Origin of the sequence: Pseudomonas sp. G.S.17, assembly GCF_038096165.1 — a bacterium.
GTDB lineage: Bacteria > Pseudomonadota > Gammaproteobacteria > Pseudomonadales > Pseudomonadaceae > Aquipseudomonas.
Map to the genome: position 1 here is coordinate 3,394,850 of NZ_CP151076.1, position 20,120 is coordinate 3,414,969.

At 56.3% G+C, this 20,120-nt stretch carries 28 protein-coding genes and 1 tRNA gene; 15 read left to right on the forward strand and 14 right to left on the reverse strand.

All coding sequences use genetic code 11. The features are described 5' to 3' along the window. The first annotated feature begins 163 nt into the window (after window positions 1-163). A complete protein-coding gene (locus AABC73_RS15955) occupies window positions 164-769 on the forward strand; it encodes a hypothetical protein (RefSeq protein ID WP_139110574.1) in 606 nt (201 codons plus the stop codon). Between the two features lie 5 nt (window positions 770-774). On the opposite strand, the gene AABC73_RS15960 is transcribed toward AABC73_RS15955, so the two are convergent. Beyond that, a complete protein-coding gene (locus AABC73_RS15960) occupies window positions 775-1,023 on the reverse strand; it encodes a hypothetical protein (RefSeq protein WP_341520019.1) in 249 nt (82 codons plus the stop codon). Window positions 1,024-1,033: 10 nt separating this feature from the next. After that, window positions 1,034-1,240 (reverse strand): hypothetical protein, encoded by a 207-nt coding sequence (locus AABC73_RS15965; protein WP_065835546.1) that lies wholly within the window; start codon window positions 1,238-1,240, stop codon window positions 1,034-1,036. A gap of 273 nt (window positions 1,241-1,513) precedes the next feature. Here AABC73_RS15965 and AABC73_RS15970 point away from each other — a divergent pair, with 273 nt between their 5' ends. After that, a complete protein-coding gene (locus AABC73_RS15970; RefSeq protein ID WP_341520020.1) occupies window positions 1,514-1,894 on the forward strand; it encodes a hypothetical protein in 381 nt (126 codons plus the stop codon). A gap of 249 nt (window positions 1,895-2,143) precedes the next feature. Further along, window positions 2,144-2,509: an NUDIX hydrolase gene (locus AABC73_RS15975; protein WP_341520021.1), complete on the forward strand. Its 366-nt coding sequence runs from the start codon at window positions 2,144-2,146 to the stop codon at window positions 2,507-2,509. Window positions 2,510-2,605: 96 nt separating this feature from the next. On the opposite strand, the gene AABC73_RS15980 is transcribed toward AABC73_RS15975, so the two are convergent. From AABC73_RS15980 to AABC73_RS15990, 3 genes are all read right to left on the reverse strand, one after another. Then, window positions 2,606-3,037, reverse strand: a complete 432-nt coding sequence (locus AABC73_RS15980; RefSeq protein ID WP_341520022.1) for a nuclear transport factor 2 family protein — start codon at window positions 3,035-3,037, stop codon at window positions 2,606-2,608. 820 nt (window positions 3,038-3,857) lie between these two features. After that, the gene (locus AABC73_RS15985) at window positions 3,858-4,142 is read right to left on the reverse strand and encodes a recombinase family protein (RefSeq protein ID WP_341520023.1); all 285 of its coding nucleotides are present in this window, start codon (window positions 4,140-4,142) and stop codon (window positions 3,858-3,860) included. Between the two features lie 217 nt (window positions 4,143-4,359). Beyond that, window positions 4,360-5,583, reverse strand: a complete 1,224-nt coding sequence (locus AABC73_RS15990) for an MFS transporter (RefSeq protein WP_341520024.1) — start codon at window positions 5,581-5,583, stop codon at window positions 4,360-4,362. Window positions 5,584-5,652: 69 nt separating this feature from the next. On the opposite strand from AABC73_RS15990, the gene AABC73_RS15995 reads away from it, so the two are divergent. From AABC73_RS15995 to AABC73_RS16005, 3 genes are all read left to right on the forward strand, one after another. Continuing rightward, the gene (locus AABC73_RS15995) at window positions 5,653-6,078 is read left to right on the forward strand and encodes a helix-turn-helix domain-containing protein (RefSeq protein WP_331152661.1); all 426 of its coding nucleotides are present in this window, start codon (window positions 5,653-5,655) and stop codon (window positions 6,076-6,078) included. A 290-nt stretch (window positions 6,079-6,368) separates the two neighbouring features. Beyond that, the gene (locus AABC73_RS16000) at window positions 6,369-6,812 is read left to right on the forward strand and encodes a phage integrase Arm DNA-binding domain-containing protein (RefSeq protein WP_341520025.1); all 444 of its coding nucleotides are present in this window, start codon (window positions 6,369-6,371) and stop codon (window positions 6,810-6,812) included. After that, complete coding sequence (locus AABC73_RS16005; RefSeq protein WP_341524254.1) at window positions 6,704-7,201, forward strand: tyrosine-type recombinase/integrase; 498 nt, start codon at window positions 6,704-6,706, stop codon at window positions 7,199-7,201. Before AABC73_RS16000 ends, AABC73_RS16005 begins: the two co-directional genes overlap by 109 nt. A 119-nt stretch (window positions 7,202-7,320) precedes the next feature. Here the strand turns inward: AABC73_RS16005 and AABC73_RS16010 are convergent. Next, a tRNA-Val gene (locus AABC73_RS16010) sits at window positions 7,321-7,397 on the reverse strand. A 185-nt stretch (window positions 7,398-7,582) separates the two neighbouring features. Between AABC73_RS16010 and AABC73_RS16015 the strand changes: the two genes are divergently transcribed. Further along, on the forward strand, window positions 7,583-8,866 hold the full coding sequence (locus AABC73_RS16015) for an FAD-binding oxidoreductase (RefSeq protein WP_341520026.1): 1,284 nt from the start codon (window positions 7,583-7,585) through the stop codon (window positions 8,864-8,866). A 33-nt stretch (window positions 8,867-8,899) separates the two neighbouring features. On the opposite strand, the gene AABC73_RS16020 is transcribed toward AABC73_RS16015, so the two are convergent. Beyond that, entirely contained in the window at window positions 8,900-9,571 is a 672-nt protein-coding gene (locus AABC73_RS16020) for a peptidase C39 family protein (protein ID WP_341520027.1), read from the reverse strand. A gap of 245 nt (window positions 9,572-9,816) precedes the next feature. Between AABC73_RS16020 and AABC73_RS16025 the strand changes: the two genes are divergently transcribed. Beyond that, on the forward strand, window positions 9,817-9,987 hold the full coding sequence (locus AABC73_RS16025) for a hypothetical protein (protein ID WP_341520028.1): 171 nt from the start codon (window positions 9,817-9,819) through the stop codon (window positions 9,985-9,987). Window positions 9,988-10,049: 62 nt separating this feature from the next. Here the strand turns inward: AABC73_RS16025 and AABC73_RS16030 are convergent, their stop codons facing one another. Next, window positions 10,050-10,811 (reverse strand): TerC family protein, encoded by a 762-nt coding sequence (locus tag AABC73_RS16030; RefSeq protein WP_341520029.1) that lies wholly within the window; start codon window positions 10,809-10,811, stop codon window positions 10,050-10,052. 30 nt (window positions 10,812-10,841) lie between these two features. Then, complete coding sequence (locus AABC73_RS16035; RefSeq protein WP_341520030.1) at window positions 10,842-11,078, reverse strand: hypothetical protein; 237 nt, start codon at window positions 11,076-11,078, stop codon at window positions 10,842-10,844. 133 nt (window positions 11,079-11,211) lie between these two features. Between AABC73_RS16035 and nhaR the strand changes: the two genes are divergently transcribed. Next, entirely contained in the window at window positions 11,212-12,114 is a 903-nt protein-coding gene (nhaR, locus tag AABC73_RS16040) for a transcriptional activator NhaR (protein ID WP_331152654.1), read from the forward strand. A 66-nt stretch (window positions 12,115-12,180) separates the two neighbouring features. Here nhaR and AABC73_RS16045 read toward each other — a convergent pair whose 3' ends face one another. Next, window positions 12,181-12,690 (reverse strand): DUF1993 domain-containing protein, encoded by a 510-nt coding sequence (locus AABC73_RS16045; protein WP_341520031.1) that lies wholly within the window; start codon window positions 12,688-12,690, stop codon window positions 12,181-12,183. A 166-nt stretch (window positions 12,691-12,856) separates the two neighbouring features. Between AABC73_RS16045 and AABC73_RS16050 the strand changes: the two genes are divergently transcribed. Then, complete coding sequence (locus AABC73_RS16050) at window positions 12,857-13,534, forward strand: DUF480 domain-containing protein (protein WP_341520032.1); 678 nt, start codon at window positions 12,857-12,859, stop codon at window positions 13,532-13,534. A gap of 65 nt (window positions 13,535-13,599) precedes the next feature. Here the strand turns inward: AABC73_RS16050 and AABC73_RS16055 are convergent, their stop codons facing one another. Further along, a complete protein-coding gene (locus AABC73_RS16055) occupies window positions 13,600-14,412 on the reverse strand; it encodes a shikimate 5-dehydrogenase (protein WP_341520033.1) in 813 nt (270 codons plus the stop codon). A 223-nt stretch (window positions 14,413-14,635) separates the two neighbouring features. Between AABC73_RS16055 and AABC73_RS16060 the strand changes: the two genes are divergently transcribed. From AABC73_RS16060 to AABC73_RS16070, 3 genes are all read left to right on the forward strand, one after another. Further along, the gene (locus AABC73_RS16060) at window positions 14,636-15,019 is read left to right on the forward strand and encodes a hypothetical protein (protein WP_341520034.1); all 384 of its coding nucleotides are present in this window, start codon (window positions 14,636-14,638) and stop codon (window positions 15,017-15,019) included. Window positions 15,020-15,227: 208 nt separating this feature from the next. Then, window positions 15,228-15,422 (forward strand): hypothetical protein, encoded by a 195-nt coding sequence (locus tag AABC73_RS16065; RefSeq protein WP_341520035.1) that lies wholly within the window; start codon window positions 15,228-15,230, stop codon window positions 15,420-15,422. A 115-nt stretch (window positions 15,423-15,537) separates the two neighbouring features. Further along, entirely contained in the window at window positions 15,538-15,720 is a 183-nt protein-coding gene (locus AABC73_RS16070) for a hypothetical protein (protein ID WP_331152648.1), read from the forward strand. 103 nt (window positions 15,721-15,823) lie between these two features. Here AABC73_RS16070 and AABC73_RS16075 read toward each other — a convergent pair whose 3' ends face one another. Continuing rightward, window positions 15,824-16,384 carry a hypothetical protein gene (locus AABC73_RS16075; protein WP_341520036.1) on the reverse strand — a complete coding sequence of 187 codons (561 nt, stop codon included), beginning with the start codon at window positions 16,382-16,384 and terminating at the stop codon, window positions 15,824-15,826. Window positions 16,385-16,648: 264 nt separating this feature from the next. On the opposite strand from AABC73_RS16075, the gene pbpG reads away from it, so the two are divergent. Together pbpG and AABC73_RS16085 are read left to right on the forward strand one after the other, a co-directional pair. After that, the gene (gene pbpG, locus AABC73_RS16080; RefSeq protein WP_341520037.1) at window positions 16,649-17,584 is read left to right on the forward strand and encodes a D-alanyl-D-alanine endopeptidase; all 936 of its coding nucleotides are present in this window, start codon (window positions 16,649-16,651) and stop codon (window positions 17,582-17,584) included. 219 nt (window positions 17,585-17,803) lie between these two features. Further along, window positions 17,804-18,262, forward strand: a complete 459-nt coding sequence (locus AABC73_RS16085) for a DUF2214 family protein (RefSeq protein ID WP_331152645.1) — start codon at window positions 17,804-17,806, stop codon at window positions 18,260-18,262. A gap of 69 nt (window positions 18,263-18,331) precedes the next feature. Here the strand turns inward: AABC73_RS16085 and AABC73_RS16090 are convergent, their stop codons facing one another. Both AABC73_RS16090 and AABC73_RS16095 read right to left on the reverse strand, forming a co-directional pair. Continuing rightward, window positions 18,332-19,762, reverse strand: a complete 1,431-nt coding sequence (locus AABC73_RS16090) for an NAD-dependent succinate-semialdehyde dehydrogenase (protein WP_341520038.1) — start codon at window positions 19,760-19,762, stop codon at window positions 18,332-18,334. A 111-nt stretch (window positions 19,763-19,873) separates the two neighbouring features. Beyond that, the gene (locus AABC73_RS16095) at window positions 19,874-20,107 is read right to left on the reverse strand and encodes a hypothetical protein (RefSeq protein WP_331152643.1); all 234 of its coding nucleotides are present in this window, start codon (window positions 20,105-20,107) and stop codon (window positions 19,874-19,876) included. Between the last annotated feature and the right edge of the window lie 13 nt (window positions 20,108-20,120).

Consider the following 20,120-nt stretch of genomic DNA (forward strand, 5'->3'; position numbering starts at 1 on the left):
CCTTAGACGAGATGTTTATATATTTCAATATATGAATTGATATCCCAATATGTGGGATGTACTTTATGGCAAGATTTTTTATTGGGTGTAAGCTCCGATTTCCTCGATCGACTCATAGGTAACTACCGTTATGAACTTTCTACTCGGCAAGTCATTGCGCGGCATGCTTTTGTCCACTGCGGTGCTGACATCTTGTCTGTTGGGCGCCAGTCAGAGCGTTGCGCAGGATGCTCCGGCGCCGAGAGTCGGCGTGCGAGGGACGATCTCTGCGATTGAAGGCGACGTGTTGAAGGTGCGCACTAATCGAGGTGAGGATCTGACCGTCAACTTGCTGAAGGAAACCCAGGTCCGCGGGGTCACGCTGGCCCAGGTCGCTGATATCAAACCGGGCAGTTACATTGGCTCGGCCGCCGTTCCGCTGCCGGACGGCACACTGAAGGCGCTGGAAATCCACGTCTTCCCGCCGGAAATGGCCGGCACCGGCGATGGGCACCGCCCGTTTGATCTGGCTAAGGACAGCACCATGACCAATGGCGCGGTGGGCGATCTGGTCACCAGCAACGGGCGCTCAATCACGGTGAACTACAAGGGCGGGCAGAAGACAATTGTCATTCCTGAAGACGTGCCCATTGTAAATCTGGTGCCGGGGGACAGAAGTTTGTTGAAGCCGGGGGTCAAGGTGGTGATGTTTGCCCAGAAAGCCGCAGATGGCAGCTTGTCGGCGCAGGCTATATCTGCTGGCAAGGACGGCGTGACGCCGCCGATGTAGCACTTTTATAGAGTCGCTGCGCGCTCGGAACGGATATCGGAAATACCGAGCAGCAGCGCCTGTTGAATGATCTCGTCGGGCGCTGAATCAGCAGAAGGCATGATCAGGCTGTTTTCCGAATCGCCGAAGTGCAACTGCAATAGATGCGATGCAGCGACATGCGCAGGCAGCTCGGCATCAGTCAGTTCGAATGACTGCTCGCGCTGCTCACCCTTGAATCGATAAGCAATAAGGTGCGTATAAAGCTCAGCCATAAAGCCTCGCTCAGCCCAAGGCCAGACCGAAGTGATCCGAGCGTTTGAGGAACGCGGCCAGGCGACCGAACGAAGTACTTTGGCGCATGGACGCCGCCTCCCAGACTGGACCTGTGGTCTGGTGGGAGTAAACCATACCCATCATCACTGAAGTGGAATCGTCCAGCTCAACCATCAACGCATTTGCCTGACTTTGAAAATCGTTGCGAAGCGTCATAACAGTTCCATCCATTCAAGCGCATTTCGTAGCCGATGGCAGCTTTGTGACTGCCCTGTAATTGATATGGACACTCGCAGTGGTGGTTTGGCAGAAGTTGTCCGACAACCGGTCACTACCGGCCATTAAGCGCCCGCCTGCTCTATTCCGCACACCACACACAACTGCAATTTCCTGTTACTCAAGTGAATCAGCGCTTCGTCCCTGCGCGCTTGACACGCACTTTTTTGGGGCGTGGAATCATCCTTCTCGTTGAAAACAGGGAGATATCACATGGCTAAGATCAAGGTATTAGCGGGTGACTTTCTTCAGGGTGATGGGGAGTATATTTCCGGCGCAATCCGAATCGAGACGCCCCTGCATCCTTGGCCTGGTATCCAGATTCCAGGCAAGGCACTCAAATCGGTAGGAATTGCCAGCCAGGCATCCAGTAAAAAAGTCGAAGACGCAATTGGCCTGGGACTCGCAGGTGCTCTTATGTTGGGACCGATGGGTGCAGCGGCGGGTCTCATCCTGGCGGGGGAAGAAACAGAAGTCACGTTCTGGGCAACATTGAAGGATGGCAGAAAGTTCCTGGCGGCCACGGATGACCAGACTTATCGCAGGATCGCCGGCTCCGTAGCGAAACCGGATTTCTTCAGCAGTCATGAATAGTTAGTTGATGGTGCGAGCCATCCCGGCAGACTCTGCCCAGAGCAATTACACCAGCCCGGTCTTGCACCGGGCCTTTTTTGTCAAAAACATATATGCACCGCACTTGGCATCATTAATGCTTATACAATGAATGTGAAGGATTTATGACAGTGAATTTATAAACGTGAGTTAGCTGATTTACCTTCGAGCACAGCAGCACAAGCAAACGACCCGCAGTGGCCATTGGTCGTGTGAAAAGGTAGAGCAGATATGAAAGAACGAGCGACAGTGATTTGCAGGCGCGATGGCATGATTCTCTATGTGCGCAAACCGAAATCAAGATGGGCATTGCCTGGCGGTAGAATCGAAACCGGTGAAACGCCAGAGCAAGCAGCAATACGGGAGCTCAGCGAGGAGACCGGCCTGGAAGATCTTGAATTGATCTATCTGGCCGAGTACGGAAAAGACAAAGTCGTTCATCACATTTTCATGGCAGAAGTCTCGGCGTGTGCCAATCCGTCGCCGCAAAATGAAATCGCGGCCTGCAAGTGGCTGCACATGAAAAACGTCAGTGACCTCAATGCCAGCTCGGCGACCAAAGCCATCGTCAAGTCCTACGCGAGGCAAGCGGGTTGAAATAAACCCGCTACCAGGCGCATGTCATCGTTTAGACAATTTCATGCCGGGTTTGCCATGTTCCGTCCACTGCCGGGACAGAACATGGGCTAACGATCAGAAACGGAAGGCTTGGCGACCAATCAGCAACCACTTGCCATCCTGCTTCTGCCAGATCTGGAAGTTCTCGATCTCGGTCGGCACCAGTTTCCCACTGTTGATGGCCTGAGCGGAGAAGTGATTGCGAACCAGCGCAACGTCGTTGGACAGGGTGATTTTCTGATTGAGCATCTTCAGTTCCTGAAACGCGCTTTTGCCGGTCTCGATGTCGGAGATGAACGCTTTCTTATCCTGAATGGTGCCGCTGGAATGACCATAAGTCAGGTTGTCCGCCGTCAACGCCTGCAGTTCGGCTATGTCCTTGTGCCACATCGCCTGGGTCAGCTTATCTACCGCTTTTTCAACGTCAGCTTCGTCAGAGGCGTGAGCGGTGGCTACGTAGCCGCCGAACAGACACAGAAAACCGAGCAGCAGTTTGTAGTTCTTCATCGATGATTCCTTATTGTTGTGATGACGCAGAGATGCAACTGATTTATACGACGTCATACAACATAGCAGATCCGATGTAGGTGGCAAGCGTCAGCTTGCTGACGCGAGGTCGCTATGTCGGCGGGATCGTTGCAAGGAGCGCGATGCCAATGGTCAACACCAGAAATCCAATCATGAAAAACGCGAGCTTGGCCATCATGTCTCCTACTCAATGACAGATTGTCGGCCAGCCCACTCGATACGCCCGACTATTGATCATCAGGTGCTCAAGCGGTCTGGCTCGACCATTGTCAGAGCGGAGCAGATTTCGAAACAGACGCAGGTGACGAGAATAAATGCGGTTCACGTCGAGCGAGCTTGGTGTCATGAAACGTGTAGCGATTGCGGTCGCCCAGTAGACTCAGCAGCGCCATAGCATCCGGTATGCCTGGCACCCCCACCGTCTCCCAGACACCCATAAGCCGAACGGGTATGTCCGCATCCGCGGAGTTGTGAAACTTCCAGACTTCGTTGGGTTCCAGGTCACATATCTTCAACAATCCGCAATGGCCGATGAACCCGGAGCCAGACTGTAACGATTGACGTTATTTCCCATGCACGAATTGATGGATGTACCGGCACATAACACCAGCAGCGACTGTAATCTTATCGAGTACGCCTATCTAACGTGGTCATCTGCCACCTCGAACATGGAGTGGAGTGCTGACCACTTATATCCAGCGATAGATAGATTCAAGTTTAGGCAGCAGCGGGTGCCAAGGGTGTGCAGGTACTTGACGACGGGGGTGACCATTCGCCCCATGCTTCCGGCTGTCGTGACTTAGGGCTCAAGAACGCGGAGGGACGCCCCCTTTTCGTCAAGCTCATGAACGAGATTGAGAACGTCGCGTGTGGAACGACCGAACCGATCAAGCCGCAGCAGCACCAGTTCGTCACCCGCGTGCAGAAACGGCATGATGGTTTCCAGCTCGGACCGCCCCTTTCGGAACGCTCCTGATCCGGTCTCTGACCGAATTATTTCGCAACCGGTAGCCTTCAGACGCTCGTTTTGAATATCGAGGTCCTGATCTGTAGTGCTGACGCGGACGTATCCGATGCGAGCCATGGCGAATCAGTCACATTAGGGTGACTTCGATTGTGTAACGTCACTTTTATCGAAAATCCACCCTTTTATTACACTCCGCGCGCGTCACATTTGAATGTCACTCTAGGGTGTACCCAAATGTGACACGAGTTTGGGAGCGTTTCCAGTTCGCAATGCTTCCGATGGGAAGTCAGGATTTTTGCATCTCCTGATCCTGTTCCGCTGACAGCAATGCTGGTTACGACCGCCTTACAAAAACATTGGTGCCGATCGCGACAGTTATCATTCCACCGGCGAGCAGGAAGGTGAGCTGCATGCCGCTGGCAATTGCCGCAGGAGCGGCATGGGCAAGCTCTTCCGTCCCGACGCCAAAGGCGAAGACCGTCCCCATGATGGATGCACCCCCGATCAACCCAATGTTCCGCGACAGGCTGAGGAGTCCTGAGACCGTGCCGCGTCGGTCCGTTGAAACATCCGCCAGCGCGGCGGTGTTGTTGGCGGACTGAAAGAGCTGGTAGCCCGGCGTCAGGACGATGATTGAGAGTACATAGCCAACGACTCCGATCATGTTTGGCAAGAGTGCCAGAAGGAAGGCACCGACGGCCATGAGGACGAGCCCAATCGCCAGCACCCGGCTGCTCCCCCAAGCATCAACCAGTCGCCCGGAGGGAACGCCGCTGAAGATTGAGATCACCGGACCAATCGCCATGAGGAACCCCACCGATCGTTCCTTCAGGCCGAGCCCGAGGCCTAGATAGAACGGGCCGACCACGAGCGTCGTCATCATGACGGCGGCGACCAGCAGGTTGACGAGAAGATTGGGAACAAGGCCCGTGTTCAGCACGGACCACAGACTTACTGAGGGTGCCTTCTCCTTACCGGCGTCGCTCGGCAACAAGGTGAAAGCCAGAAACAAGGCGATGGCCGCTAGCGGGAGCTGCATCCAGAAGATGCCGCGCCATCCCATTGCCGGGATCACCAGCCCACCCAGCGAAGGACCGAGAGCCGTGCCCAGCGCCGAGACCGTGCCGAGCAGGCCCATGGCTCGCCCTACGCTCGCTTCGCTCGCGGTCTGACGCATCAGCGCCATGGAAAGCGTCACGAGGAAGGCCGCACCGATGCCCTGAAGTGCACGCGCACCGATCAGCGACCACAGGTTCGGCGCAAGACCGCCTAAAAGCGAGCCGATGAAGAACAGGCCAATGCCCGCGAGCAGTGCGGGTTTCAGTCCATGATTGTCGCCGAGCCGACCGGCTATGACGACTGTGGTTGTCATAGCTGCAAGATAGGCGATGACGACCGCCTGCACCTCGACAAAGGGCGCGGAAAATGCCTCGGCCAGCGCCGGCAGTGCAATATTGACGATACTGGTGCCGAGCGAGGCCAGTAGCATCGCCAAAGCCAGCGTGATCGTCACCCCCGATTGTTTCCTCTCTTGTGTGAGTGTTTCAGCCTGTTGCATCGTCTTGTCCTCTTGCTCGAATGTCTATTCAAGAGCATGCTGCCACTTCAAGTTGGCTTGAGGTCAAGCATGAAATTTCTGGATATCGGAGAGGTTTCGGCACAGACCGGAATCAAACCCTCGGCGCTACGCTACTACGAGGAAGTGGGGCTGATTTACTCGGTTTCACGGCACGGGTTGCGCCGGCAGTTTCCGCCCGAAGTCCTGTTGCAACTCAAGCTGATCACGATGGGTAAATTGGCAGGGTTCTCGCTTGAAGAGATCGCCGGGATGTTCGGCAGAAACGGCATGCCAGACCTACCGCGCGCCGGGCTTCATCAAAAGGCCGACGAGATTGATCGGCATATCCGCGAATTGATCGCGCTCCGCGACACGCTCCGACACGTCGCCGAGTGCCCTGCGCCGTCACATATGGAATGCGCCACCTTCAAGAGGCTCCTGGAGGTCGCGGGAAAACGGGGCGGAGTAAGGAAAAATATCGCCGGCAGGCGATGATAGGCTTCGTAGGCCACCCTTCGTCAGGTGAGGCTTTCGCAAAGTTCTCAACAAAAGTTGAGAATTCTGCGCCCGAGTTTTGCATCTCGCATTTTTGCACCACTGCTCAGGCAGCGATTTTTCCGAAATCTATCCGGCTGCCCAGATCGAGATCGAGCCGGCCATAGGGATTAGATTGAGGAAGGCGAAATCGTGGGTGAAGTAAAAGGCGGGATGCACTTCGTCGATCTACAGGCGGCGCTGTTGGGCTCCAACGACCCGCTGCTTGAACAAATGCTGAGCACGGGCTGATGGCGGCCCGGCCCCGAACCCTTGCGACTCGCAAGCTGCCGCCGAACCTTTACCCAAACGGTAAATATTGGCGGTACCGGAACCCAATCACCGGTCTGATGACCAGCATCAACAGGCCAATGGAGGAGGCAATCAAGCTGGCCAGAGCGGCCAACGCCAAACTCGCGCCGCTGATGGTGGATGACGGCGCACTACTGACGCTATTGACTGGGGATCGCCTTCCCACCATGCGTTACCTGCTTGAGCGTTTCGAAACGATTATCGGCGCCAGCACCACACCTGAATGGCTCCAGCGGGCAATCCGCTTGGCGCTGGCCTCCAAAGGCGCGAAGATATCGTCACCTGGCAGAAATCGGCCGTCGACCTTGAATGCAACACCCTCACGGTTTCCCCAGGCAAAACCCAGGGCTATGACAACCCCGCGCATCTACGGATTGTCATGAGCAAGGCCCTGCGGGAAGTGGTGCTGGAGTGCATGCGGTCGCCGGTAGCCTCACCGTTCCTGATCCATTACCGGCCAATGGCGCGGAACCGTGACCAGATCAAGACAAAGGAACACTGGACATCGGTTACGCCCAACTATCTCACCAACGCATTTACCAAGACGCGGGACGACGCCCATGCTTATGACCACTTGCCAGCTGATGAGAGACCCACCTTTCACGAGATCCGCGCTTTAGGGTCTTGGCTATACGAGCAGCAGAACTTCCCACAGGAGTACATTCAGACACTGCTCGGCCACGCAGACGAGAAGATGACCAAGCATTATCAGGAAGGCCACACAGAGAAGGAGATTTTGTACGTCGATGTGAGCGCCGACTTGGCGTTCTGAGGTGGGGGTTTTGCAAAAGTTTTGCAAAAGTTTTGCAAATCCATCTGAAGTTTAGGCAACAAAAAAGGGCCCACCTTTCGGTGGGCCCTTCTAGACCGGCAGCAGGACCGGATTTTGTTTGGTAGGCGCGACTGGACTCGAACCAGCGACCCCCACCATGTCAAGGTGGTGCTCTAACCAACTGAGCTACGCGCCTGCTGTGGGTCGGCATTCTACGGATATCTAAATGTGTGTCAACACCTTTTTTCGCGCTAACTCTATGAATATGCGTATTTTTTACGATTTCCGGTTTTCGCCTTTAATACGTCGCTGGCTGGTGTGGTTTTTTGATCTCCGGTAGGATCGGGCCATTCGTAAAATATATTAAACGGAGGTTAAAGGATGGCGAACACTCTTTATCCGCAGTCCTATTACGCAGCTTCGGCCAATCCAGCCCCTCCTCGCCCGCAGTTGCAGGGCGAGGTGGAAACAGACGTGTGTGTGATTGGCGCGGGATATACCGGCTTGTCCAGCGCGCTCTTTCTCCTGGAGCACGGCTTTCGGGTAAAGGTGCTCGAGGCGGCCAAGGTTGGCTTCGGCGCGTCGGGGCGCAATGGCGGACAGATCGTCAACAGCTACAGCCGTGACATCGATGTTATCGAGCGCACAGTCGGACCTGGACAGGCGCAGCTGCTGGGGCAGATGGCATTCGAGGGCGCTACGATCATTCGTGATCGGGTTGCCAGGTATCAGATCCAGTGTGATTTGAAGGACGGCGGTGTCTTCGCCGCGCTCACTCCCAAGCAAATGGGCCACCTTGAAGCGCAGAAGCGCCTTTGGGAGCGCTACGGCCACACTCAGCTGGAACTCATGGATCAAGCCCGGATTCGGGAGGTCGTGGCATGCGACCAATACATAGGCGGCTTGCTGGACATGAGCGGTGGGCACATCCATCCGTTGAATCTTGCGCTGGGGGAAGCCGCTGCGGTGGAATCCCTGGGCGGCACGATTTATGAGCAATCGGCTGCCATTCGCATCGAGCGAGGCGCCAGCCCTGTGGTGCATACCGCCGAGGGTAAGGTCCGTGCCAAGTTCATCATTGTCGCGGGCAATGCGTATCTGGGTAATCTCGTCCCGGAACTGGCCGCCAAGTCCATGCCTTGCGGCACCCAAGTCATTACCACCGAACCCTTGAGCGACGAGCTGGCGAAGACACTTCTGCCACAGGATTACTGTGTCGAAGACTGTAATTATCTGCTGGACTACTACCGTCTTTCTGCGGACAAACGCCTGATCTTTGGCGGCGGCGTGGTGTATGGCGCCCGTGATCCGGCCAACATCGAAGCGATCATCCGGCCAAAGATGCTCAAGGCTTTTCCGCAGCTCAAAGACGTGAAGATTGATTACGCCTGGACCGGGAATTTCCTGCTGACACTATCCCGCCTGCCTCAGGTCGGGCGACTTGGCGACAACATTTATTATTCTCAGGGTTGCAGCGGTCATGGCGTGACGTACACGCATCTGGCGGGCAAAGTGCTGGCCGAAGCCTTGCGCGGTCAGGCCGAACGCTACGATGCATTCGCCGGACTGCCGCACTACCCTTTCCCTGGTGGCAAGTTGATGCGTACGCCACTGACCGCTCTGGGCGCCTGGTATTACGGTCTGAGAGACAAGCTGGGTTTTTGATGCATCGAAAGCGGCGCCTTGCGCCGCCCGAACTCAGTGGGTGGCCTGGCGTGCCTTCAATGTCTTGATGGCCTCGCCGGCTGCCTGTTCCTGACCCGCCTGGGCCAGATCTTCCGCCGCCTTTACCCAACGCTGTTCGTTCAAGTTGGCAGGCAACTGACGCGGACTCTGGATCAACACCGCCCAACTTCCTGCATTTTCCCAGGCTGATGAGAAACTGCTGAAACTCATAAGGAGGCGGCGGTTCATGCCGGCATGCAGCAGCACCGTCTGTTTGATCCGGTTATAGCCCACCAGCACCGCGTAGCGCGGTTCTTTGAGGACGGTGCCCTCGGAAAAGCGCAGCATGACCGGATACCCGGCGGAGATCTGCGTCAGCAGCGATTGCAAGCCGTCATCCAGCGGATACACGAGGAAACCATACTCGCGCGCCAGCTTCGGCATACTTTGCTCAAGCCTGGCCTCGCCCCCCGGCAGTTGCAGCGGCTTGTCGAGCAATCCCGGGGTTATCTGGACACGCTGATTGGCCAACATGCTGGCCAGTGCACCAGGTCCGCTTTGATACGCATTGCCACGAAAGAACGGTACGTTATTGAGCTCAACCCGGTCCGGCAGACGCTGGATTTCAGGCGTAAGGGCTGAAGCACAGCCGACCAGGCTCAATACCAAGGCAACAGCCAGAACCTTCCACTTCGTGCCAACCATGGGTGATCGGAGTAATACCGGTAGCATGTTCACTCACTTCAACAGACGTCGGCCACCTGCGGCCTGACTCGAACGCCGATCATAGGGCGACACAGCGCACGGGTATAGCCTGATAGCGCAGTCAGTGCGGCTGGCTATGCCAAATTGATCCTGAGTTCGAGACCATTGGTCAATTTACCGAAACATGCAGGGTACTAGACTGTCGATTAAAAGGACTGGATAAAAAGCAAGTCCGTGGAGGACTTATGAGCCTGGGAATGACAATCTTGATGCTGATCGCCGCATGGATGGCTGTTGCCACCGCCATGCTCTGGGGTGTGATGCGAATTTCTCGTCGTCATCATCACCGTGAGACGGGCGTTGCACCGGTCAAACGCGAAAAGCCACGAAAAAGCCCCCATGCAGCGGCCCATTGAATTCAAGTGAAGAGGTCGGCGGCGGATATCATCCGCGCCGACCTCTTCAATAATTGCCTCAGTTACTTCGCCTCTGACGCTTGAGCTGCTTCCCGCTTGAGCCTGGCTCGGCGCGACAGCATGTTCAAACCCTCAATCAATGCCGAGAAGGTCATGGCCGCGTAGACGTAGCCTTTAGGCACGTGAGCACCGAAGCCTTCGGCGATCAGCGTCATGCCGATCATGATCAAGAAGCCCAGCGCCAGCATCACCACGGTTGGGTTGTCGTTGATGAACTTCGCCAGCGGGTCCGCTGCAACCAGCATGACTACCACGGCACTGATCACAGCAATGATCATGATTGGCAAGTGTTCGGTCATACCCACAGCGGTCACGATGCTGTCGATGGAAAACACCAGGTCGAGCATCAGAATCTGACCGATCGCCGCAGCCATACCCAAGGTAAGGGTCGACTCGATCTTCTTTTCGGCCTCGGTCTTGATATCCACGCTATGGTGGATTTCTGTAGTCGCTTTCCACACCAGAAACAGGCCACCGGCGATCAGGATCATGTCCTTCCACGAAAACGTCTGGCCAAACACTTCGATGACCGGCTCGGTAAGCTGCACGATGTATGCCACGGTACTGAGCAGACCCAGGCGCAGGAACAACGCCATGCCGATACCCAACCTGCGGGCCTTCTGCTGCTGATGCACCGGCAATTTGTTGGTCAGGATCGAAATAAAGATCAGATTATCGATCCCGAGGACGATTTCCATGACGACCAGCGTCGCCAATGCGACCCAGGCCGCCGGGCTTGTCGCGAGTTCTAACAGGTATTCCATAGTGATGCCCTGGTTCAGTTAAAAACGAATTCAGATTTCTTGGTTGGCTTTATCGGTCTTGTCGCGCGGCTTGGGTTGCGCCATGGATAGATCCTGCCTGGCATCGTCCAGCGCTTTGGTGGCGGCCTTCTGCGTATCATCGATGGCCTGTTTGGCAGAATCGGCGGCGGTGTTCAACAGTTGCTTGGTGGATGTTTCGACCTGATCACATCCGGCCAAAAACAAGAGAGGAAGCGTGAACAGTGCGATGCGCAAAGGTTTGATCATGGGGTGCCTCATGAGATTAGCCGGACGCGTTGACTCGGTCCGGCGATAGGGGCGCATTCTAGTCAGGCAGATAGTTCAGGAAAATTCGTATTTTCAAGGCGTATACTTCGTTAATACCGATTCGGGAAACATCATGCTGAATTATCGACAATTACATTACTTCTGGGTGGTGGCCAAAACCGGCAGCATTGTTCGCGCCTGCGACCAATTGAACCTGACCCCGCAAACCATCAGCGGCCAGATCAGCCTGCTGGAGCAGACCCTGGGTGTCGATTTGTTTCAGCGGGTCGGACGCCAGCTGGAATTGACCGAAGCCGGTCGGCTTGCCCTGCCCTACGCCGAGCAAATGTTTCAGCTGGGCAATGAGCTTGAAGCGATGCTGCGCGCGCAGCCGGACGAGCAGCAGATTCTGTTTCGTGTCGGCGTGGCGGATGTGGTGCCCAAATCGATCGTCTATCGGCTTATCGCGCCCACCATGGAGTTGCAGGAGCCGATGCGCATCAGTTGCCGCGAGGACAAACTGGAACGCCTGCTGGCCGATCTGGCCATCCAGCGCCTGGATCTGGTGATCTCCGACAGTCCGATGCCTTCACACCTGGACATTAAAGGCTATAGCCAGAAACTGGGTGAATGCGGCATCAGTTTTTTCGCGACCCCAGAACTGGCCCAGCGCTATGGCAAAGACTTCCCTGCCAGCATGCAGGGCGCGCCGTTGCTGATCCCAGGGCAGGAAACCGTCGTGCGCAGCAGGTTGATGCGCTGGTTTGCGGATCAGAACGTGCAGCCACGCATTGTCGGAGAGTTCGACGACAGCGCGCTGATGAAGGCTTTCGGCAAGTCAGGCAGCGGCATATTCGTCGCGCCCAGCGTGATTGCCGATGAGGTACAAGCGCAATACGGTGTCGAGCTGCTCGGCCAGACTGATGCCGTGACCGAGTCGTTCTACGCCATTTCCGTAGAACGCAAGGTCAAGCACCCGGGCATTATCGCGATCACCGAGAGCGCCAGGCACAAGCTGTTCACCGATGCTGTCTAGGTGCAGAGTGAAAACCGTCGTGCGGCGACTCGACTGGAGCTAGTCAGCGACTTGGGACGTCGCGGATTAAACCGTGCCCATGAAGTCACGCTTGCCGATTTCTACGCCGTTGTGGCGCAGCAAGTCGTAAGCGGTGGTGACATGGAAGAAAAACTGCGGAAGGCTGTAGGTCAGCAGATAGCTCTGGCCGGTGAAACGTTTTTCTTTTGGTGTGCCCGGGCGCAGGATGATTTCGATCGCTTCATTGCCATCGACCTGCTCAGGCTTGATGCTGCCGATGAACGCCAGGGTCTTGGCGAGCAAGGCTTGCAGCTCGGCAAAGGTAGTTTCGGTATCGTCATATTTCGGCATTTCTACATTCGCCAGACGTGCCGAAGCCCCTTTGGCGAAGTCGACAGCGATCTGGACCTGGCGGGTGAAGTTGAGCATGTCGGGAAACAGCCGAGCCTGCAGCAGAGCGTCTGGCTGAATGTTCTTTTCGGTCGCGTGTGCCTCAGCCTTGGTCAGGATAGCGCTCAAGGCATTGAGCATTTGCTGAAACACCGGGATGGAGGCGGAATACAAAGAAATAGTCATGACAGATCCTGAATGAAAGGTAAGCGATTATAGGCACGCTATCCTGGCAACGCAGTTGGTCTTTATTGTCGCCGTCCGGGAAAAGCGCAAAGACAGGCTTCAGACGCTGGAAAATATTCATCACACAGCCTAGGCTGACTGCCCGCCATCGCCTATGGAAAGCGCCATGTCTATCGAACAGCCCTTGACGTCACCTACAGACGCGCCCGACACGACCGACGCGCTGCACTTGAACAGTACGGAATTGCGCATTCTGGGTTGCCTGATCGAAAAACAAGCGACCAGTCCTGAAACCTATCCGCTGACCCTTAACGCTCTGGTAACCGCCTGCAATCAAAAAACCAGCCGCGATCCGGTGATGAACCTGACGCCAGGCCAGGTCGGTCAAAGCCTGCGCGCCCTGGAGGGCCGTCGCCTGACGCGTCTGGTGATGGGCAGCCGTGCGGATCGCTGGGAACACAAGGTCGACAAGGCACTGGAGCTTGTCCCGGCGCAAGTCATTCTGACCGGTCTCTTGTTGCTGCGCGGCCCGCAAACCGTCAACGAGCTGCTCACCCGAAGTAACCGGATGCATGACTTCGAGGACAACGAGCAAGTGGTTCACCAGCTGGAACGCCTGATTTCCCGCAATATGGCCATGTTGGTGCCGCGCCAGTCCGGGCAGCGGGAAGACCGTTACATGCACACCCTGGGCAACCCCGAAGAGCTACAGGAAATACTCGCCAACCGGCAAAACTTGCCAGAGCGCAGTTCCGGCAGCTCAGCATCGGCATCGGCCGAACGTCTGGACGAGCTGGAAGCACGCATTGCAGCACTCGAAGAGCGTTTGGCGAAGCTTGAATAGCCGATAGCCACCAGGATCGCACCCTGCCCTGTTAGCCGATCTCGGTAACAGGGCCAAAGCGCTGGTCAGCCGCGAGCAAATGCTGCGGCCAGCTGGAATTGCTCGTTGGTCGGGCGCACTCCGGTGTACAGCACGAACTGCTCCAGGGCCTGAATGGCCGCGACTTCATCGCCGCTGATAATGCGTTTCTGCAAACGTCTGGCTGTCTTGATTAACGGCGTTTCCGCTGGCGTGGCCACCACATCGAAAACCGTCTCGGCGGCCTCAATGGCGTCCTCGTTGAAAGACAACTCTTCCGACTGCGCGCCGCTCATGCCCAGCGGCGTAACGTTGACCAATAACGGCGGCCGCTCCTCGCCAAGCTCAGCCTGCCAGCGCAACCCACAGGCGTCAGCCAGGGCGCGGCCGGTTTTTTCATTACGGGCAATAATCATCCCGCTCGTGAATCCCGCATCACGCATGGCCGACACCACCGCCTTGGCCATGCCGCCGCTGCCGCGCAAGGCAAACTCGCTGCGTGGCACGGCTCGACTCTGCAGGAGTTGCTCTACAGCGATGTAATCAGTGTTATAAGCCTTTAGATGCCCGTCAGTATTGACGATGGTATTGATCGACTGAATCGCGGCTGCAGAGGCATCCATCTCGTCGACCCAATCAATACACGCCTCCTTGAACGGCATCGACACGCCACATCCGCGGATGCCGAGGGCACGTATTCCACCGATTGCGGCAGGAAGGTCGTCAGTCGTAAAAGCCTTATAGTAAAAGTTGAGTCCGAGCTGCTCATACAAGTGATTATGAAAACGCACCCCGAAGTTACCGGGGCGTCCGGCAAGCGACATGCATAGCTGCGTTTCTTTGTTGGGGACCATCAGCATTATTTCTCCTCAACGGTATTAGAAAAAACCTGCCCGGCAGGCGTACTATTCACACCGCATCAGTAAGTGGATCCGGTAGTTATAAACACGCTGGATACCTTACACAAAATTTACGCAACGGCTTCGCAGTTTTCCCTGGAACCGCTGTCTTAGAATTATCCCGTGGCAGTGCTTGAGAAGAATGCAAGCCCGCGACAACGGGGTTGAAAGCCGAGGAACAGTCATGATTCGTCAAATCCCCAAGGTTGCCTTGTTAATAGGTGCCCTAGCCCTCGCAGGTCAAGCGAACGCCCATGGCGGCGGTGGTGGTGGCTGGGGTGGTCCGGCAGTAGTCGGTGCCATCGTCGGCGCTGCGGTCGTGGGTGCAGCGGTCGTGGGTGCAGCGGTTTCGTCAGGCCGTGACCGAACCGTCTATGTCGAACAGCCACAGCCTGTTTATGTGCAGCAGCCGGTGTATGTCCAGGCGCCGCCGCCACCGGTTTACTATCAGCCGGGATATCAGGTGGTCGTCCCGCCACCGGTCTACTATCAGCAACGTCATTACGGCCCGCCACCCGGCTATTACTACGGCCCGCCCCGTGGCTACTATGATCGCGGTCGCTGGTAACAGGTGACCTTCAGCCCCGCCACTCAGGCGGGGTTGTTGTTCGTGAGGTTGAGTAAAGCCAGTCCGGCGACACCGCTAACCCGACAGTCGCTTTCAGAACAGTGACTGGATCGGGGGCCGATCATCATTGGGGTCGGAATCATTCAACGGATGGCCGGTCATCCTGTAGACAGCCGTATCGAACCTCATAAAAACAAGGAATGCGTTTATGCCGACACAGCACCCGCACCGAGCCGCTGGACTCTGCACCTCGAACAAGGTCTACAGCGCGCTGACGGAGTTGAAGAGTCTGGAGGGGCATCGCACCGCCAAGCTCCTCGCCCTTCTGGCACAAAACCTGGTCGAAAAAGGCCTGCTGACCGATCCGGAAGTCGTTGCAATGCTGGATCTGGTCGTCGACTGATCGCTCGCGACCTGTCGGACACTTCTCTTGTCATCAATGTCGACTATCGAGAGCGGTGATTTCTGCATCCAAGCATGGCGCCTTAAAGTAGCGCCATAGATTGATGGAGGCAGTTATGACCAAGGTTCAAATCATGTCGGTAGTTGGCAGTGCTGTTCCCGCGAACCTCAGAGAGCGCGGCCTGTTGGCCTGCTGGTATCTGATGCAGAACGGCGAACCCGTCAGCGGCCCATTCGCATCCTTACCTGCGGCCCAGGCACTTTCCGAGAAACTCGACGGCGCCCAGCTCAACGGCTAAAGCTTTTTACAGAATTTGGTTTTACTCGAAATCGTGCGTTGCTCCGCACAACCCCTTGCCCGCACCCCTCCCCTGGTGCGGGCTTTTTTTTGCCCGATCGAAATTAGCTACGCTCGGCCATTGCGGCGTTGACCTGACAACGATGCGCCAGTTTTTGCAGGCGCTTTTCAAGGCCCATGAACACCACCCGATCAGCGCGGCCGCTCTCAAGTTCATCAATCAAGTCATTGGCAACTTGCCGTAATTCATAAGCAATGACCACACGATCATCGTTCAAGTCGTGCTTGTGGGATTCGAACAGGCGATGCAGATAGTCCTGCAACGTGTTTTGCAAACGGTGCCGATCGGACGCCCGCAAATGATTCAAACTGACGCTGATCTTGGCCAACAACTCGCTGAGCTCACCGCAAAGGTACTGGATACGGCGTGCATAACCGGTTTCACGTGTACGCAATTGCTGATGTTGGACTGCAGCATCCTGCTTCTTCTGAATGGCCGGGATAGCAACGGCAGCCATCATTCCGACAATCAATCCCGTGGCCTGCACCCAACCCGCCCAATCGGCCGGCCTGGAAAAAAAACCCAAGCCCGACAGGACTACGGCGACAGCACCGGCGACGATCACCAATACAGCGTAATCCTTAGTGATAAACCCTTTGGGCATTGCGCGACTCCTTTGATCTGCGTAGGCAACCATCGATGGCATGGGATGCTAATCGTTGCGCGTCTGGCGTACCACGACTATTCAACAACCCGCCTTAATCTAGCGCGTTTGTCGGCAGAAGCTGAACCTTGCCTGTCGCCGCAGTTTTATTAGCGAAAGGTCCTACAACACCCATCGACAGTAACGAACTGTGCTCCTAAAATGCGGCATCGTTCTTGTAACTCCGTGCGCTATCGTACTTTCCACTCTTAGTGAGCATCTCGCTTGAAAATTCATCTTTCTTTAGTCGGCCTATTATTTGTTCTTACAGGCCCGGCACTCTGCACCAGTGCCCAGGCGAATGAACCCGCCGCCATTTCACGCGACCCGTCACAACTGCATCTGGCCTCCGGCAGCGCCATGGTCGTCGACTTGCAGACAGACAAAGTCTTGTACTCCAGCAACCCGGACGTGATTGTGCCCATCGCTTCGGTCACCAAGCTAATGACGGCAATGGTCGTGCTTGACGCAAAGCTGCCCATGGATGAAGTCATCCCGATCAACATTTCGCAAACGCCGGAAATGAAGGGCGTATTTTCCAGGGTCAAGATTGGCAGCGAATTGCCGCGCAAAGAGATGCTGCTGATTGCCTTGATGTCGTCGGAAAACCGCGCTGCTGCGAGCCTGGCCCATAGCTATCCTGGCGGTTACGCCGCGTTTATCCAGGCCATGAACGCCAAAGCCAAGGCGCTTGGCATGAAGCACACGGTGTATGTGGAGCCGACCGGCCTCTCGATCTATAACGTATCGACCGCGCGCGACCTGACCAAACTGGTCCTGGCCGCTCGGAAATATCCGATGCTGAGCGAGTTGAGCACGACGCCAGAGAAGACCGTGACATTCCGCAAACCCACGTACAGCCTGGGCTTCAGCAATACCGACCACTTGGTCCGCAAATCCACTTGGGACATCAAGCTGACCAAGACCGGCTTCACCAATCAGGCAGGACACTGCCTGGTGTTACTGACCACCATGGCCAATCGCCCGGTTTCAGTGGTGATCCTCGATGCGTTCGGTAAATACACCCACTTCGCCGACGCCAGTCGTTTGCGCCTGTGGATGGAGACAGGCAAAAGCGGCCCGGCGCCTGAAGTTGCCTTGCAGTATAAAAAGGAAAAGAACCTGATCATGAAACAGAATGGATTGCAGGCCAAAGAGTAACCGCCCCGCTCTTCATTTCCTGAACTTGGCGATCAACTGCAAAGCACCGCGCACTTTGCAGTTGATCGGCAATTGCCACGCCCTAACTTCAGCTGCAACTACCCCGTTTAACAAAAATTTCATCCCCTGACGCATCGCTGTTCAAGCAAACAATCCTCCCATGAGCTAAACCTCTGTCAACGCTTGCATTAATTCGAGCGGCTTTCAGGAGTACAGAACATGCTCGTCAAATGGCTTCTGGCCGCGTTGCATCTACTGGCGTTCGGTTTTGCCCTGGCCGCAGTTTTGGCCCGAGGGCGCGCGTTGCGTCGACTGCGTGACGACGACCCAAGGTCTTTCAGAGATGTCTTCGTCGTCGACAACATCTGGGGAATAGCCGCCGCAATCCTGCTGATCACCGGCGCCCTTCGCGCGTTTGGCGGTTTTGAAAAAGGCTCGTATTACTACCTGCACCAGCCGCTGTTTCACCTGAAGATGCTGGCATTCATTGCGATTGTGGCCTTGGAAGTCATACCCATGTTCGCGTTCATCAAGTGGCGTATAGCGTTCAAAAACCAGGAGCACATTGACACGCGTCGCGCCCGGAGATTTGCCAGGATCAGCCATGCAGAAGCGGCGTTGATGGTCATCATAGTGATCGCCGCGACCGGGATGGCGCGGGGTAACTTGCTCAGCTAGAAGCAGAAACGACACGGCCGCGAAACCTGTGAAGGTTTCGCGGCCAAGTCGGACTTGATGCGGGCCGTATCAGTTGTACTGAGTCACCAGCTTGACATTGAGGTACGCCTCGATGGCTTCGGTGCCGCCTTCAGAGCCGTAACCGGAGTCCTTGATCCCGCCAAATGGAATCTCCGGCAGACCGATCCCCAAATGGTTGATCGAGAGCATGCCTGCCTCGATATAAGTACTCAACGCATTGGCCGTTTTCATCGACGTGGTGAACGCGTATGACGCGAGTCCGAAAGGCACCCGATTGGACTCCTCTAAGGCTTCTTCCAGGGTATCGAAAGGCACCAGCAGGGCAACAGGACCAAAAGGCTCTTCGTTCATGATGCGCATATCGCGAGTCAGGCCGCTGAGTACAGTGGGCTCAAAGAAATAACCCGGACCTTCAATGGCCTGCCCGCCAGCATGTACGGTCGCACCGGCATCACGCGCATCATCGACCAACGCGGCCAGGGCCGGGATGCGTCGCTCATTGGCCACGGGACCCATGGTGGTGGTCGCATCAAGCCCGTTGCCGACCTTGATTTCCCGGGTCAGGCCAACGAACTTCTCGGTAAACGCGTCAAACACGCCGCGCTGCACCAGAATTCGAGTCGGGGACACACAGACCTGACCGGCGTTGCGGAACTTGGACATAGTCAGCACCCGCGCCGCCAGATCGATATCGGCGTCGTCGAAGACCAGTGCCGGTGCGTGCCCGCCCAACTCCATCGTCGCGCGCTTCATGTGCTGACCGGCCAGGGCCGCCAGTTGCTTGCCCACCGGGGTCGAGCCAGTGAAGGTGACTTTGCGGATCACTGGATGTGGAATCAAATAGCTGGAGATCTGCGCTGGATCGCCATAAACCAGACCAATCACACCTGCCGGGACACCGGCGTCGGCGAAGGCACGAATCAATTCGGCAGGTGATGCCGGGGTTTCCTCGGGGGCCTTGATGATGATCGAGCAGCCGGCGGCCAATGCCGACGACAACTTGCGCACGATCTGATTGATTGGGAAGTTCCACGGTGTGAAGGCCGCAACTGGACCTACGGGCTCCTTGATGACTTTTTGTTCGATGCCTGCGCCACGCGACGGAACGATACGCCCGTAACTGCGACGACCTTCCTCAGCGAGCCACTCAACAACATCGGCTGCGGCCAGGGTTTCGGTGCGCGCTTCGGCCAGCGGCTTGCCTTGTTCCTGAGTCAGGATTCGAGCGATGGTCTCGACGCGCTCACGCAGCAAGTGCGCAGCCTTTTGCATGATTTTGTAGCGATCGAAGGCCGAGGTCCGACGCCACACCGCAAAACCACGCTCGGCAGCGGCCAGCGCTTCATCGAGGTCGGCGATGTCAGCATGGGCTACGGTGCCCAGCGTTTCACCGGTAGCGGGATCGATGACTGGCAAGGTTCGACCATCGCGGCTCGCGCGCCACTGGCCGTCGATGAAAAGCTGAACATCGGGATACATAGGGATTCTCCAATCGCATTCAAGTGATGAACGAATTTAGGGGTACCTGCTCGTATTGGTCAAGCCTGAATATATCCCAGGCCCAAAAGCACCCTTGGATAGCATCGAATCTCAGGCCGTCAGCTCTGTTTCACGCTGGGTTGCGGCGTCATCAAAAACGACATAAAGCCGCTCGGCGATCTGGCTTTTGATCGCCTTGGCCGTCTCCAGCCCGAGCACGAAGCCCTCAGCCTTGCCGCCCGCGCGATTCAGCTCGCTGACCGTGCCGGCCTGAGTGATCGCTTCAAACAGTTTTTCAGCGTGCGGGCCTGCGCCTTTAGGGAGGGATATCTGGTCAATGCTCATGTAGTAATTCCTG